We start from the raw sequence: 14,585 nt of genomic DNA, 5'->3' as shown, positions 1-14,585 counted from the left end.
CTTCGGGGCCCGATGCCCGATGTCGCCCGGCGGCCTCCTACGAATCCAGCACCGCCTCCATCACCGCCCGCGCGATCGGCCCCGCGAACCCCCCGCCGGTGACGTCCGCCCGGTCCGCCGCCGCGTCCTCCACCACCACCGCCACGGCGACGGCGGGCTGCGTGGAGTCGTCGGCGCGCGCCCAGGAGATGAACCAGGCGTACGGGGTACCGGAGTTGCCGATCCCGTGCTGGGCGGTGCCGGTCTTCCCGCCGACGGTGGCACCGGGGATCGCGGCGACGGTTCCGGTGCCCTTCTCGACCACGTCGGTCATCAGCTCACGCATGCGCTGCGCCGTCGACGCGCTCATCGCCTGGTGCAGGATCCGCGGACCGGTCGTGCTCAGCGTCCCGCCACCGCGCGTGGTCGTCCGCTCCACCAGATACGGGGTCCTGACCGAACCGTCGCCCGCGACGGCCGCCGCGATCATCGCCATCTGGAGGGGCGTCGCCCGGGTGTCGAACTGCCCGATCGAGGACAGCCCCAACTGCGCCCTGTCGAGCCGCAGATCGAAGTTGCTGGGCGCCACCGCGAAGGGGACGCGCAGCTTGCGGTCGTTGAAACCGAAGTCCGCCGCCGCCCGCGTCATGCCGTCGAGCCCGACGTCCACGCCGAGCTTCGCGAACACCGTGTTGCACGACCAGGTGAAGGCGTACCGCAGGGAGGCGTCCTCACAGCCCTCCACCTCGTTCGTGAGCCTCGTCGTGGTGCCGGGCAGCCGGTACGGGTCCGGGGACCGGGTCGGCGCGTCCACGTCGTCCACGACGCCCGAGTCGAGCGCCGCCGCGGCGGTCAGCACCTTGAACGTCGACCCCGGCGGATACGTCTGCCGGATCGCCCGGTTGAGCATCGGCTTGTCGTCCTGCCCGTTCAGCCGCGCCCACGCCCCGGACGCGGCCGGCCCCGTCCCGGACAGCAGCCCGGGATCGTACGACGGGGTGGAGACCAGCGCCAGGATCCGGCCGGTGGACGGCTCGATCGCCGCGACCGCCCCCCGGCGCGAACCGAGCCCCTCGAAGGCGGCCCGCTGCGCCGCCGCGTCGAGCGTGGTGACGACCCTGCCGCCGGCGCCACGGGCCCGGGTGAGGCCGTTCAGCAGGGGCAGCGGGGTGAGCATCGGGTCGGTGCCGGACAGGACGCCGTCCTCCGTGCCCTCCAGCAGGGTGGACCCGTACAGCTGTGAGGCGAAGCCGGTGACGGACGCGTACAACGGGCCGTCCAGGTAGGTGCGTTCGTAGCGGAACTGCCCGCCCGTGTCCCGGGAGCCGGTGACCGTCCGGCCGTCGACGACGATGTCCCCGCGCGGCTGCCCGTAACGGGCGATCGCCGGACGGCGGTTGGCGGGATTGCTGTCGTACGACGGCGCCTGGACGACCTGGACGCGGGCGGCGTTGACGAGGAGAGCCACGAACAGCACGGCGCACAGCCCGACGGCCCGGCGGATGTACTTGGTCATGGTGCCGGTGTCCCGTCGTACTGACCGCGGGCGCAGTCGCTGATCCGGATCAGCAGGGCCACGATGATCCAGTTGGTGACGACCGAGGAGCCGCCCTGGGCGAGGAACGGCATCGCCATGCCGGTCAGCGGGATCAGGCCGGTCACGCCTCCCGCGATGACGAAGACCTGGAGTGCCACGATCGAGGCGAGGCCGACCGCGAGCAGCCGCCCGAAGGGGTCGCGCAGCGCGAGGCCCGCGCGGTAGCCGCGTTCGACGAGGAGGGCGTAGAGGACGAAGACGGCGAGCAGGCCCGCGAGCCCGAGTTCCTCGCCCGCGGTCGCCAGGATGAAGTCGGACTTGGCGGCGAAGCCGATGAGGACCGAATGACCGAGCCCGAGCCCGGTACCGAGCATCCCTCCGGCGGCGAACGCGAAGAGGGACTGGGCGAGTTGGTTGGGACCCTGGCCCGCGGTGATCGAGGCGAAGGGGTCCATCCAGTCCTGGACCCGGCTGTGCACATGCGGTTCCAGACGCCCCACGGCGACCGCGCCGAGGCAGGCGAGCAGCAGCCCGACCGCGACCCATCCGGTGCGGCCGGTGGCGACGTAGAGCAGGATCACGAACAGACCGAAGAAGAGCAGCGAGGTCCCGAGGTCCCGCTCCAGGACCAGGACGAGGACGCTGAGCAGCCAGATCGCCACGATCGGGCCGAGGACGCGGCCGGTGGGCAGCTGGAGCCGCCGGAACCGCCAGATCTGCCGGCCGCTGTAGGCGAGCGCGTTGCGGTTGGCGGCGAGATAGCCGGCGAAGAAGACGGCGAGCAGGACCTTCGCGAACTCGCCCGGCTGGATGGAGAATCCGGCGATCCTGATCCAGATCCGGGCGCCGTTCACCGCCGGGAAGAAGATCGGCAGGACGAGCAGGGCGAGCGCGCCGACCACCGAGACATAGGTGTAGCGCTGGAGGACCCGGTGGTCGCGCAGACAGAACACCACGACGATGAACAACGCCACGCCGAGCGTCGACCAGATGAGCTGGATGGGGGCCGCCCGGTCGTGCGGGGTCTCCAGGTCGAGCCGGTAGATCAGCACCAGACCCAGCCCGTTGAGGAGCACGGCGATGGGCAGCAGCAGCGGATCGGCGTCCGGGGCCCGCAGGCGCACGGCGACATGGGCGAGGAGCGCGAGCACGCCGAGCCCGGCGCCGTAACCGGCGGCGCCGGGCGGAACGCTGCCGTGCCTGGCGAGACCGACGGCGCAGTAGCCGTACACGCAGAGCAGGACGGCGACGACGATGAGGGCGAGCTCGATGCCACGGCGCCTGGGCAGGCGTTCGGCGGGAGGGGCCGGGTCCACCGCCACGGCCGTTCCGGACATTCCGGGCAGGGTCATGTCCGGAACGTAGCAAGCGGGCGACCTGATGTCCCGTTATGCGACGACGAAACGGGCCTCAGCACCAGCGGGGGGACGGACCGATGTTGTCGATGTAGCGGGCGGCTCCCCAGGCCCAGGTGCCGTCGGTGAGGAGGTACCAGAGCGGGTTGCCGCCGACGTTCTCTCCCGGGGTCTTGCAGAAGATGGAGACGATCTCACCCTGCCGGGCGACCCGGATCAGCTGGCTGCCGCGGGTCGGGGAGCTGCGCAGGGCCAGTCCGCCGCGGGCGGTGATCCGGCCCTGGTACAGGCGCGGGTTGTTCTGGTTGCCCTGGCCGTTCCCGTCACCCCTTCCGTTCCCGTTCCCGTCACCTCGGCCGTTGCCGTTGCCGTTGCCGTTGCCGTTGCCGTTCGCCGGTTCGCGGCCCGTGCCGCCACCGCCGTTGTTCCACGAGTGACCGGTGCCGTCGCCACCGTTGGTCCAGTTCTGGTTGCCCCCACCGCCGCCGCCGTTGTTCCACGAGTGGCCGCCGCTTCCGGTGCCCTGCTCCCGGCCGTCGCCGCCCCCGCCGCCGCCACCGTTGTTCCACTGGTGACCACCGGTGCCGCTGCTCGACTGGTGGTTGTCACCGCTTCCGTTGCCGTTGCCATTGCCGTCACCGTCGGCGAGGGCGGGAGTGGTACCGGCGAGGGCGACGAGGCTGCCGGCGGCGAGGGCCATACCGATTCGGGTGTACGTGGACCGCAGGGACATGGAGGGCTCCTCCAGGAAGGGGGTGAAGCTGACTTATCGCCACATTAGGATCGGGAGCCGGGGACCGCAGTTCACACTCCGCCATCGGAGCCGCCGGGCTCCCGCCGTCCGTCCTGAGGGAGTGTCAGCGTCGCCACCGCGCCGCCGTCCGGCGCGTCGCCGAACTCCAGCCGCGCACCCAGGACCTCCGCCTGGCCGAGAGCGATCGTCAGACCGAGCCCATGACCCGTCGCACCGCCCTCGGTACGGAAGCGCTGCGGACCGTGCTCCAGGAGGTAGCCGGGGTAACCGTCCCCGTGGTCCCGTACGGTGACGACCGGGCCGTCCAGGGTCAGCACCACCGGCCCCCTCCCGTGCTTGTGGGCGTTCGCCACCAGGTTCCCGAGCACCCGCTCCAGCCGCCGCCGGTCCGTCTCGACCCGCACCCCCCGCACCACCCGGACCTCGGTGTCGGTCCCCGACGCGCGCACCACCCGTTCGGCCAGGGGCACCAACGGCTCCGAGTCCAGCTCCAGACGCTCGGTACGGGCGTCCAGCCGGGAGATCTCCAGCAGGTCCTCGGTGAGGGTGCGCAGCGTGGCCACCCGGTCGCGCACCAGCTCCGTGGGCCGCCCCGGCGGGAGCAGTTCGGCCGCCGCGTGCAGCCCGGTCAGCGGAGTACGCAGCTCGTGCGCCACGTCCGCCGTGAACCGCTGCTCGCTCAGCAGTTTGCCCTGCAACGACGACGCCATCGTGTCGAGCGCGCCCGCGACCGCCGCCACCTCGTCCTGCGGCCGCGACGGGTCCTGGGCCCGCGGGTCGTTGACGCGCGCGTCCAGGTCACCCGCGCTGATCCGCCGCGCCACCCGCGCCGTCGCGTGCAGCCGGCGCGTCACCCGGGTCACCGCGAACACCCCCACCAGCAGGGTCACGCCGATCGCCAGGACCGACGACCACACGATCGCCCGGTCCAGGGCGTCGATGGCGTGCGCGCCCTGGGCGTAGTCGAACTGGACAGCCAGCGCGCGTCCTCCGCCGGCCGGCCCGGCCGCCCACATCGTGGGGTGGGCGTCGTGCTCGCCGACCATCGTGCCCCGCTTGCCGTCCGTGGCCAGCTCCCGCAGCCGCGGGGGCAGCCCGGGAGGGTCGACGCCCGCGTCAGGCGGCAGCCGGTCGCCCGCCTCGTAGGCCGCGGTGACGTCGGCGAGCCGGGCGAGCGCGCGGTCGCGTGCCTCGCCGACGGTCTGGTCGGTCACCGAGACGTGCACGAGGGCGCCGAGGAGGGTCACCAGACAGCAGCACATCACCGCGATGAACGCGGCCGCCTTCCAGGTGAGGGTGGCGGTCCAGTGCGGCAGACGCAGCGGCCGTCTCATGAGCTGCCCGCGGACGGGGGGAAGACGGTGTCGGGTGCCTGGGGGAGCGCGGAGGGGGGCCCGGTGGGGGAGGCGGCCGTGGGGGAGGACCCCGAGGGGGACGCCTGGCGCGCGGAGGGGGATCGCCCGGGGGTGGGTGATCCCGCGCGCGTCGGCGGTCCGACCCGCAGGATCTCGTCGCGGGTCGCCAGCATCGCGTTCTGGTGCGGGTCCCAGGACCAGACCGTACGGAACTCGTACCCCGGCAGGGTCGAGGGCGAGCGGATGATCACATCGCGGCCCGCCAGCTCCACGCTGACCACGCTGTCCGCCGTCCCCATGACCTGCACCAGCCGGTGATCAAGGAACGTGTACACGCGTACCGCCAGCTGGTGGGCGGGAAACCGGATGCCGAGCACCATGTCGGCCTTGCCGTCGCCGGTGAGATCGCGGTAGTACGCCCGCAGGACCGGGCACGACCTGCCCGGCGCGCCCGGCCGCCCGCAGTCCCGGAGCTGCCGGGCCGTCTCCGCGTACGCCGCGTGCGGCCCGCTGTACTCGTCCGGATGGGCCGCGACCTCGGCCCGTACGACCGCGACCGGGTCCAGGGCGCGGATGTCGTCGCCGGGTGCCGTGACTCCCTCGACCGTCTCGGTGTCCGCCTCGCCGTAGTCGACCGCCGGCGTGGAGGCGGGCGGCAGCTGCGGCCACAGCCTGGTCGGGCCGACCGCGGCGGGGGTGGCACCGGCGGCGTGCAGTTCCCCGGAGTCACCGCAGCCCGCCAGGGCCACGACCAGAAGGGCGGCGAGCGTCGCGGCGCGGGCGGTGACGGTGGCGCGGTGGACGGTGCGGCCGGCGCCGGGAGGTCCCTCGGGTTCGGCGGGAGGGCGGGGTTCGGCGGTGCGGCCGGGTGCGTCGGTACGGACGGGTCCGTCATCGCGGTGGCTTCCGTCCGTGCGGTGGCTTCCGTCCGTGCGGCGGCTCCCCTCCGTACGGTGGCTGCCGTCGGGCCCTCGCGCGAGGCGGCTGTGGATCACTGCGCTCCCGTGTCCGGGCCGCCCCGTCCGCGGGCGCCGGAGCGCCGCCACCGCACGAGACCGGCGAGGTGAAGGATGTGCCGTCCGCGGGGTGACCGCCGGGGCCGGACACCCCGGGCTGCCGCGCACGACCCGGGACGGCCGGCCGCCCCGTACCCCTCATTCACGCAGAGATCCCCTGTGCTCGCACGGACGGCCACGGCACCCGGCCCCTCGCTCCGTCCGGTCCACCTCACCCCTCTCCCCACCGCGCAAGCCCGGGGCCTTCGCCTCCCACCCTCCTGTTCCGCTACTCCGCGAGCTCTTCGAGGAGCCGGGCCGTGGGGAGCCCGGCCCGCAGATACTCCACGAACAGCTCGTTGTGCAGCGCCCAGGGCGAGCGCCGGGCCCGGATCAGCCGTATCGCGTCGTCGGTGGTGTGCCCCGCGAGGACGAGCGCGTGCGCCACGACCAGCCCCGAGCGGTTGTACCCGTGATAGCAGCGGACGAGCACCCTGCGCCCGTCCTCCAGCGCGTCGTCGGCGGCCCGCGCGAGCCGCATGACCCCGGTCAGCTGCGTACCGTCCAGCGGCCCGTCCGGTATCGGCCACACATGATGCTCGACCCCCGGATCGGGACCGTGCCCCGGCTGCCGCAGCAGCGTCAGGACCAGGTCGAACTCGTCGTGTACGACGGCTGTTTGCGGAGGTCCCGAACGTCCCGCGAACTCGTGCCCGCCCATCCACAGGCCGGGCACGATCTCACTCCACGGGCTGTCCGGGACGGGAACGTCCGGATACCTTCTGCGAGTTCGCAACAGCGCCTCCCACCCAACTGCCCCAACTCCTGCCAAAGGTAACCGGGTTCTTGCCCACGGAGCACCCTGCCTGTTCCCATGGTCATGGGGTGATGGTGCATGAACGGACTGCGCGTCGTACCGGCCCGGCGGCACGGACAGGAGCGCCTGTACGTCTGCGAGAGGGACGGCAGAAGCGTCGCCTGGTACGACCGTGACACGGCCAGGGTCAACCTGCTCAGCGAGGACCGGCGCGAGGACGTGCTCGTCGTTCTGGGCCCCTTCCTGACCGGCCCGGTGACGGTCGGACCGCCGCCCGTCCCGACCCCGGCCGAACTGGCACGCCTGGCCCTCCACCCAGACGACGACCTCGCCCCGAACCGGCCCGGCGAGGCCCTGATGATCGGCCTCGACCGGGACCCGGGCCCAGCGCACCGGCTGCGCCCCGACCCGCGCCGCCGCGCGCTCACCGCCGAGCAGACCGTCGGCGCGGCCCTCGACGAGCTGGAGGGAGGCGGCTGGCACACCCTGCACTCGGTCCCGCTCCCCGGCGGTGACCGCATCCACCATCTGCTGATCGGCCCCGCCGGCCTCTTCTGCGTACACGCCCTGTACGCCCACAAGCAGCGCGTCCTGGTCGACGGCCCGATGGTCGCCGTCGGCCGCCGCGAGGCACGCCCCCTGCTCCGCCGGGTCCGCGCCGACGCCGACCGCGCCTCCCACGCCCTGACCGCCGAGGTCCGCGCCGTCCTCGCCGTCGTCGGCCCAGCCCGCCTGGACACGTCGGCGCCCGCGCGCGAGGTCCGCGTCCTGAGGGACACCGACCTGGCGGGCCTGGCCCGGTTCGGCGGCGTGCTCAAGCCGGCGGACGTGGAGGCCCTGCACGCGACGGCCCGCGACCGGCGCACCTGGCTGAGGGTCTGAGGGGGGCTGGGGGGGGGAGGCTGAGGGGGGACCGGCTCAGCCTCCCCTCAGATCCTCAGCCCCCTCAGAGCCCCAGGCCCCCTCAGGTCCACAGACCCTCAGCCGCCCGGTCGGCGGGCTCCCGGCTCACGGCAGCCGCCCGGCGCGCTCCGGGTCGAACAGTGGGGCCAGGAGGTCACCGAAGTCCTGCACCCGGGGAGCGATGTCCGGTGCCTGGAAGGCCAGTTGGGCGGGTGACTGGCATCCCTCGACCTCCTCCCACGTCACGGGCGCGGACACGGCCGGCTCCGCCCGGGCCCGTAGCGTGTAGGGGGTGGCGGTCGTCTTGCGGCCGGCGTTCTGGCTCCAGTCGACGAACACCTTTCCCGGCCGCAGGCTCCGCGTCATCCGGTGCACGACCCGCCGGGGCAGCGCCTTCTCCGCCTCCACGGCCAGCTCCTTCGCGTACGCGCTGACGTCGGCGGACGGAGCCGGCGCGACGGCGGCCAGCAGATGCAGCCCCTTCGACCCGGACGACTTCGCGTACGCCTCGATCCCGTCGGCGGCCAGCCGCTCGCGCAGCCACAACGCCACCTCGCAGCACTCCACGACCGTCGCCGGCGCTCCTGGATCGAGGTCGAGGACGATCCGGTCGGCGATCCCGGGCGTGCCGATCGTCCACTGGGGCGTGTGGAACTCCGTCACGAGGTTCGCCGCCCACACGAGCGAGGCCAGATCCTGGACGAGAACCATGCGCGCGGGCCCCTCGGTGCGCGGGACCTCAGCGGTGGTGACCCAGGCGGGTGTACCCGGCGGAACGTTCTTGGTGAAGAAGACCTGGCCGTCCGGCCCGTCCGGATAGCGCAGGAAGGAGACCGGCCGGTCCCGCAGATGGGGGAGGAGCACGTCCGCCACCGTGGCGTAGTAGTGCAGCACCTCGCCCTTGGTGAAGCCGGTGGCCGGGTGGAGGACCTTGTCGAGATTGGTGAGCGCGAGCCTTCTGCCCTCCACCTCCGTGATCGGCGTCATACGATGACAATCCCACGAAAACGGCACAAAACTCGCTCAAAGTGATCGGAAGGGTGCTGCACGTGCGATCCATATGGAACGGCGCCATCTCCTTCGGCCTGGTGAGCATCCCCATCAAGGTCGTGAACGCCACGGAGAGCCACGCGATCTCCTTCCGCCAGATCCACCTCGACGACGGCGGCCGCATCCGCTACCGCAAGGTCTGCGAACTGGAGGACAGCGAGGTCTCGACCGCCGAGATCGGCAAGGCCTACGAGGACGCCGACGGGACCCTGATCCCGATCACGGACGAGGACCTCGCCTCGCTGCCCATCCCGACCGCCCGGACGATCGAGATCGTGGCCTTCGTCCCGGCCGACCGCATCGACCCGCTCCAGATGGACACGGCGTACTACCTGGCCGCGAACGGCGTCCCGGCCGCCAAGCCGTACGTCCTGCTGCGCGAGGCACTCAAACGCAGCCAGAAGGTCGCCGTGGCGAAGTTCGCGCTGCGCGGCCGGGAGCGCCTCGGCATGCTGCGCGTCGTCGGCGACGTGATCGCCATGCACGGCCTGCTCTGGCCGGACGAGATCCGTGCCGCCGACGAGGTCGCCCCGGACGCCGCCGTCACGGTCCGCGACAAGGAACTCGACCTGGCCGACGCCCTGATGGACACCCTCGGCGAGGTCGACCTCGAAGACCTGCACGACGACTACCGCGAGGCCGTGGAGGAAATGGTCACCGCCAAGGCGGAGGGCCATGAGGCACCCGCGGCCCCCTCCGGGGAGAAGGCCGGCGGCAAGGTGCTCGACCTGATGGCGGCGCTGGAGAAGAGCGTGCGCGCGGCCAAGGAGTCGCGGGGCGAGGAGGCCGGGGAGGACGCCGAGGTCACCCCGCTGGCGCCCGGCAAGTCCACCGCCCGGGGGTCGACCCGTACGGCACCCAAGGAGGTCGGCGGCAAGAAGTCGACGTCCGCGGCGAAGAGGACGGCGGCCAGGAAGACGACGGCGAGGAAGTCGACGGCGAAGTCGGCGCCGGAGTCGGAGCCGGCCTCGGGCACGACCGCCGCCGCGAAACGGTCCGGCGGCACGGCGTCCTCCCGTACGGCGGCCAAGAAGACCACGGCGAAGAAGACCGCGACGAAGAAGACGGCCGCGAAGAAGGCGGCACCGCGCAAGCGGGCGTCGGCCTGAGGACCGGGACGTGAAGCCCTCGGCCCGAGGACCGCTCCGTCACCACCCGGGCAGATGAACGAGGACACCGCACACCAGGAGAAGCGAGGCGACCTGGGCGATCGCCCAGGAAAGCCGGTAGCTGAGCGTCCGTTGATTACGGACCTCCAGCAGCCGGGGGAAGATGTCGTCCGGGTGCTCCAGGTCGTAGGTGTCGGTCCAGTGCACCGAGACGACCATCAGGCTGAGCGCCCCGGACAGACCGCTGGCGACAAGTGCCGCGACCAGAAGCGCCGTTGAACCGGCACCCCCGGGAAGAACGGTCAGTACGACGGAGGCGGCCGCGACCAGGAAGCCGTCATAGGCGAGCAGCACCTGAGCCTTGGAGTCCAGCACGCTCAGACAGTCGTACAGGTACTCGTGGGCGTACATGTCCTTCGGCTCCGGCTGAAGCCGTTTGAGCGCCTCCAAGTGGGCCCGGGACTGCGGCCCTTGGAAGATCCCTTGCCGCAGCCAGGACCGCATCCCGCCTCGTCTCTCCACACGTCACCACGTCACCTCGACCGAGGATGCCCCCGGAGCCCGCCGACGCACTCACCCGTGCACGGACCTGCGGCAGCTTTACGACGGCGACGGTAGAAGGCGCTCCTACAAGACGCTGACCACGGGACCCGCGCGAGCCCGCCTGCTGAACTCCCTTGCCATCAAGGGTCAATGACACCTCTGCGGACTGGACGGCTGACAAGAGGTGGCGAATCGCCGGATCGAAGACCTGCTGGGCGAGCGCGAAGGCCGATTGACGTGACGCAGGGACGAGGGGCGAGGGGCGAGGGGCGAAAGGTCTGCGATGGCCTCATGGCCGAGGGGCACCGCAAACCTCGACGCCTACGCCTACACCTACACCTACGCCTACTGCGAGTTGTATGCCTTGATGCTCACTGCCGGGCCGTCGGAGTTGCGGGCCACCGCGGCAGCCGCCTCCCCGGTCACGTGTACGACTGCGGTGCCATGGGCCGGCACGCGCGTCAGGCCACCGATCGCGGTGACCTCGACGGCTTGCTGGGTGACGCCCTTGGGCGGCTGGTCCCAACGGACGTAAGCGACCCGTACGGAGACGGGGATGTTGTCCTCGTTGGTCAGCCTGACCGCCGAGAAGCGCTCGAACCTGGTGATCTCGCGCCCGTGGCTGTCCAGCGCCTGCGTCGTCACCTCGTGCCTGCCGGCCGGAACGGAGGCGATCGTCGTGCTCCGCACCGTCACGCGGACATCTGCCACGTCATGCCTGCCCGTACCGGAAAACCGCAGGATGTCCAGGCTCGCCCCGTACGGAATCACCAGTTCCCCCCGGTCGCTCCCGTATATCGTGCTCACCTTCACGTGGCGCAACACGTGATGGTGCTTGTCCAGCGCCTTGAACGACAGCACCGGGATCACGGAGGCGGGCAAGTCGTTCGTGAGATGCAGAACCTGATTCATGGTCTCGTCCACGCCGGAGTCGCCCACGTAGTGGAACGACAGCATCGTGGACGCCGAGTCCTTCGCGTCCGAATGCTCAGAGCTGCTCACGCCAGAGGGCTCAGAGCTCCGCACGCCTCGGGCCTTCCCCGCATCTGCGACCGGCCCGCAAGCAGACAGGAGCACCCCGCCCGCAGCCATCGCCACACCCGCGGCGGCCAATCTTCGCCGGCCCACCTTCATGACCAGCCCCCTCCCTGTAGATCACCGTCGGCGAGACGCTATACGACGGCGGCTCCCTGGCCTGGTCTTTTCGGCTGACCTACAGGCGCCGCGAGCGAAGGCAGCGCGGTTTCGAGGGGACAGCCCATTAGCGCGTAGAGACGGCCGAATGACAGGCAACGACACCTTAGGCGCTGTTTCTCGGATCATGTGCGGAGCCAGATGATGAGTGCGGCGAGGGTGACGGTGCCGAGGTAGGTGTAGGCCCGTTTCTCGTAGCGTGTAGCGACAGCACGGAAGCCTTTCAGCCGGTTGATCGCTTGCTCGACGGTGTTGCGTTTCTTGTAGTGCTCGCGGTCGAACCCGGTGGGCCGGCCCCCGCGAGAACCGCGGGCATAGCGGTGTCTGCGCTGGTCGAGCCGTTCGGGGATGGTGTGCGATATGCCGCGTCGTCGCAGCTAGCGGCGGTTTTCGCGGGATGTGTAGGCCTTATCGGCCAGCACGTGGTCGGGCCGGGTGCGAGGTCGGCCCACTTTGCTGCGGGGCACCGACAGCTGCTCCAGGACGGGCCGGAGTTGGGGGCCGTCTCCGTAGTGTCCGGGCGTCAGGAGGATGGCGAGGGGCCGGCATCGTCCGTCGGCTGCGAGGTGGATCTTGGTGGTGAAGCCGCCGCGGGAGCGTCCCAGACACTCGCCGATCTGACCACCTCCTCCAGCCGGACGACCAGTTTCCGAAGCACCGGATCGACCTGGTTCGTCCGCGAACGGACCCCCTTTTGAGGAACGATGGCGGGTGGCGCCTTGCGTGCACGGCCTGGCGGCGTCTGCGGGACTGGACCGAGGCCGGGGTCTGGCCGCAGCTGCACGAGGTGCTGCTGGCCGAGCTGCGGGCCGCGGGCCTGCTGGACATGGACGACGCCGCGATCGACGGCTCGCACGTCCGGGCGCTCAAAGGGGGGCTCACACCGGACCTTCGCCGGTCGACCGGGCCCGGCCCGGCAGCAAACACCACCTGATCGTCGACCGGCACGGCACTCCCTTGGCCGTCTCGCTGACCAGCGGAAATCGTCACGACGTCACTCAGCTGATGCCCCTGTTGGACGCGATACCCCGCATCCGCGGGATGCGCGGACGGCCACGTCACCGGCCGGGCCGGCTCTTCGCCGACCGCGGCTACGACTACGACAAGTACCGCCGCATGCTCCGGGCCCGCGGCATCACACCGAAGATCGCCCGCAAAGGCACCGCCCACGGATCCGGACTCGGCAAGACCCGCTGGGTCGTCGAGCGGACCTTCGCCTGGCTCCACCAGTTCAAACGACTCCGGATCCGCTATGAGATACGGGCCGACCTCCACCTCGCACTGCTCCAACTCGCCTGCAGCATCATCTGCTTGAGACGACTCCGAACCTCATTCTGAAACCATCAGTAAACGCTTGGTCGTTCGGAACGTGCCACAGCCGTGCCACATCGTGCGGTGCGGAGTGGGCTGTGCTGAAGACGTTGCTGCCAGGCATCCGGCGCCGGATGCCTGCGCGGCTGTGCCGGGACGACACCTCGCAAAGGTCGCGCAAAGGCTGGAACACCGCCTGCTGTGCTGCGGCTGCCGACGAGCCAGAATCGATCTCCATGGACATCGATGCCGACTCCATCTGCCCGCAGTGTCACGCGGCCCTGCTGGCCCCGGACCCCCGGTTCAGTGCCTGGTGCCCGGCCTGTGACTGGAACCTCGACCCGCGCAGTGACAGCACGTGGCAGTACCAGTCGGGACGCATGACCCGTCAGAATCGCGTCCTCGAACGTGTCCTGGCGAGCGGAACACGGACGACACCGTGGGATGCCGCGCTCGTGGGCGCATTGGCACTGGCAACGGCAGTCAACCTCGTCACCGTCGCGCTCGCCGGCATCGGTGTGTGGTGGCTGGTGGTCGGCACCTGGCCGGAACGGGTCCTGGGTGCCATTGGCATCGTCCTCGCCCTGGTGCTTCGCCCGCGAGCGCGAAAGCTGCCTAGACACATCTTGGATCCTGCCGCCGGGCCTGCCCTGTACGCGGTGACGCAGCGGATCACCACCGAACTCGGCGTCCGCCCGGTGGATACGATCGCCGTCGATGCACGCTACGGCTCACACTGCCTGACGGTGGGAGCACGGCGTCGGCGCGTCCTCATACTGGGCCTGCCACTCTGGGAGACCCTTCCCCCGGACCAGAGGCTCGCCCTGCTCGCCCATACCCTCGGCCGGGCCTCTACGGGAGGAGCGCACCGTGCCTGGATCCGCCTGGCTTTGGACGCGCTCACCACGTGGGCGGACCTGATCAGACCTGCCCCGGAGCTGGACAGGGCACGGCAGGAGATAGTAGACGCGAACGCGTTCACCGCCGGGGGCACCGCTACCATCCGCCAGAACACCAACGCCACCGTGGGCCAGGCGCTCGCCCAGCCCCTGCAGAACCTGCTGGCCCAAAGCATGCTCATGCTCCACGAGCTCCTGAGTCGGCTCAACGACCGTTCCGGTGGGCTGGCTGAATACCGGGCCGTCGAAATCGCCGCCCGCATCGCATCCCCCGACGCGGTCGACGGACTGCTCAGGTCTCTGCTGCTGGCCCGAACCGCCCGCTTGGCCCTTGAACGTGCAGTGGTGCGCGGGGGCGATATCTGGGAGCAAGTAGGCACATCTTTGGCGACTCTCCCCGACATAGAACGCCGGCGTCACCTCCGCCTGTCCCAACTGCGCGGAGACGGCCACGACGGCTCCCCTCCCGGTTACCTTCGCATCCGGTACGTCGACAGTCTCTCCTTCCTCCACCCTGCGATCTCGCTCGGCAGGCAGGACGCCAGGGCCATCGAAGCCGAACTCCTCCCCCTGAAGACCGCTGTCACCAACGAGCTCGCCCCGACCCCGACCCGGCCCGGCTCCCGCTGACAAAAACGACGGCACATCGAGACCGCCGACTTGTTGGGAAAAGACGTCAGGTCGAGTCCCGTCGAGTGTGTCTGAAAGATCGTGTAAGTCCGTGATGTGACAGCCTGGCCCGGGGCTCGGCCTCGGGCTCTTGGGCCGGGCGGATCGGACGAGT

The 14,585-nt window shown here is 71.1% G+C and carries 12 protein-coding genes and 2 pseudogenes; 4 read left to right on the top strand and 10 right to left on the bottom strand.

The window, feature by feature from the left end:
* Window positions 1–37: 37 nt before the first annotated feature.
* The 6 genes from ACZ4AA_RS04515 to ACZ4AA_RS04490 form a co-directional block, all read right to left on the bottom strand.
* Window positions 38–1,495 (bottom strand): penicillin-binding transpeptidase domain-containing protein, encoded by a 1,458-nt coding sequence (locus tag ACZ4AA_RS04515; protein ID WP_467595217.1) that lies wholly within the window; start codon window positions 1,493–1,495, stop codon window positions 38–40.
* Window positions 1,492–2,868 (bottom strand): FtsW/RodA/SpoVE family cell cycle protein, encoded by a 1,377-nt coding sequence (locus ACZ4AA_RS04510; protein WP_467595214.1) that lies wholly within the window; start codon window positions 2,866–2,868, stop codon window positions 1,492–1,494. Before ACZ4AA_RS04510 ends, ACZ4AA_RS04515 begins: the two co-directional genes overlap by 4 nt.
* A gap of 58 nt (window positions 2,869–2,926) precedes the next feature.
* Complete coding sequence (locus tag ACZ4AA_RS04505) at window positions 2,927–3,604, bottom strand: SH3 domain-containing protein (protein ID WP_467595211.1); 678 nt, start codon at window positions 3,602–3,604, stop codon at window positions 2,927–2,929.
* A gap of 71 nt (window positions 3,605–3,675) precedes the next feature.
* Window positions 3,676–4,959 carry an ATP-binding protein gene (locus ACZ4AA_RS04500; protein WP_467595207.1) on the bottom strand — a complete coding sequence of 428 codons (1,284 nt, stop codon included), beginning with the start codon at window positions 4,957–4,959 and terminating at the stop codon, window positions 3,676–3,678.
* Window positions 4,956–5,975, bottom strand: coding sequence for a hypothetical protein (locus ACZ4AA_RS04495; protein ID WP_467595203.1), 1,020 nt, complete (start codon window positions 5,973–5,975; stop codon window positions 4,956–4,958). The genes ACZ4AA_RS04500 and ACZ4AA_RS04495 overlap by 4 nt, the downstream gene beginning before the upstream one ends.
* A gap of 289 nt (window positions 5,976–6,264) precedes the next feature.
* Window positions 6,265–6,771, bottom strand: coding sequence for a protein-tyrosine phosphatase family protein (locus ACZ4AA_RS04490; protein WP_467595200.1), 507 nt, complete (start codon window positions 6,769–6,771; stop codon window positions 6,265–6,267).
* A gap of 99 nt (window positions 6,772–6,870) precedes the next feature.
* Here ACZ4AA_RS04490 and ACZ4AA_RS04485 point away from each other — a divergent pair, with 99 nt between their 5' ends.
* Entirely contained in the window at window positions 6,871–7,674 is an 804-nt protein-coding gene (locus ACZ4AA_RS04485; protein ID WP_467595196.1) for a nuclease-related domain-containing protein, read from the top strand.
* A gap of 126 nt (window positions 7,675–7,800) precedes the next feature.
* On the opposite strand, the gene ligD is transcribed toward ACZ4AA_RS04485, so the two are convergent.
* Window positions 7,801–8,682: a non-homologous end-joining DNA ligase gene (gene ligD / locus ACZ4AA_RS04480; RefSeq protein ID WP_467595193.1), complete on the bottom strand. Its 882-nt coding sequence runs from the start codon at window positions 8,680–8,682 to the stop codon at window positions 7,801–7,803.
* Between the two features lie 62 nt (window positions 8,683–8,744).
* Here ligD and ku point away from each other — a divergent pair, with 62 nt between their 5' ends.
* Window positions 8,745–9,854, top strand: a complete 1,110-nt coding sequence (gene ku, locus ACZ4AA_RS04475; protein ID WP_467595189.1) for a non-homologous end joining protein Ku — start codon at window positions 8,745–8,747, stop codon at window positions 9,852–9,854.
* 39 nt (window positions 9,855–9,893) lie between these two features.
* Here the strand turns inward: ku and ACZ4AA_RS04470 are convergent, their stop codons facing one another.
* The 3 genes and pseudogenes from ACZ4AA_RS04470 to ACZ4AA_RS04460 form a co-directional block, all read right to left on the bottom strand.
* Window positions 9,894–10,376, bottom strand: a complete 483-nt coding sequence (locus ACZ4AA_RS04470) for a hypothetical protein (protein ID WP_467595185.1) — start codon at window positions 10,374–10,376, stop codon at window positions 9,894–9,896.
* Window positions 10,377–10,742: 366 nt separating this feature from the next.
* Window positions 10,743–11,354 carry a hypothetical protein gene (locus ACZ4AA_RS04465; RefSeq protein WP_467595182.1) on the bottom strand — a complete coding sequence of 204 codons (612 nt, stop codon included), beginning with the start codon at window positions 11,352–11,354 and terminating at the stop codon, window positions 10,743–10,745.
* A gap of 362 nt (window positions 11,355–11,716) precedes the next feature.
* Window positions 11,717–12,202, bottom strand: a pseudogene (locus ACZ4AA_RS04460) (IS5 family transposase); the annotation flags it as partial.
* Between the two features lie 116 nt (window positions 12,203–12,318).
* Between ACZ4AA_RS04460 and ACZ4AA_RS04455 the strand changes: the two are divergent.
* Both ACZ4AA_RS04455 and ACZ4AA_RS04450 read left to right on the top strand, forming a co-directional pair.
* Window positions 12,319–12,929: pseudogene (locus ACZ4AA_RS04455) on the top strand (IS5 family transposase); the annotation flags it as partial.
* A gap of 71 nt (window positions 12,930–13,000) precedes the next feature.
* Window positions 13,001–14,431 (top strand): M48 family metallopeptidase, encoded by a 1,431-nt coding sequence (locus ACZ4AA_RS04450; protein ID WP_467595179.1) that lies wholly within the window; start codon window positions 13,001–13,003, stop codon window positions 14,429–14,431.
* Window positions 14,432–14,585 lie beyond the last annotated feature (154 nt).

This window comes from Streptomyces sp. NPDC024698 (genome assembly GCF_055559015.1).
This window is presented reverse-complemented; position numbering and strand designations above follow the sequence as displayed.

Coding starts and splice junctions, on each gene's coding strand:
- ACZ4AA_RS04515 (WP_467595217.1), bottom strand. CDS start 1,495: ATGACCAAGTACATCCGCCGGGCCGTCGGGCTGTGCGCCGTGCTGTTC.
- ACZ4AA_RS04510 (WP_467595214.1), bottom strand. CDS start 2,868: ATGACCCTGCCCGGAATGTCCGGAACGGCCGTGGCGGTGGACCCGGCC.
- ACZ4AA_RS04505 (WP_467595211.1), bottom strand. CDS start 3,604: ATGTCCCTGCGGTCCACGTACACCCGAATCGGTATGGCCCTCGCCGCC.
- ACZ4AA_RS04500 (WP_467595207.1), bottom strand. CDS start 4,959: ATGAGACGGCCGCTGCGTCTGCCGCACTGGACCGCCACCCTCACCTGG.
- ACZ4AA_RS04485 (WP_467595196.1), top strand. CDS start 6,871: ATGAACGGACTGCGCGTCGTACCGGCCCGGCGGCACGGACAGGAGCGC.
- ligD (WP_467595193.1), bottom strand. CDS start 8,682: ATGACGCCGATCACGGAGGTGGAGGGCAGAAGGCTCGCGCTCACCAAT.
- ACZ4AA_RS04465 (WP_467595182.1), bottom strand. CDS start 11,354: ATGCTGTCGTTCCACTACGTGGGCGACTCCGGCGTGGACGAGACCATG.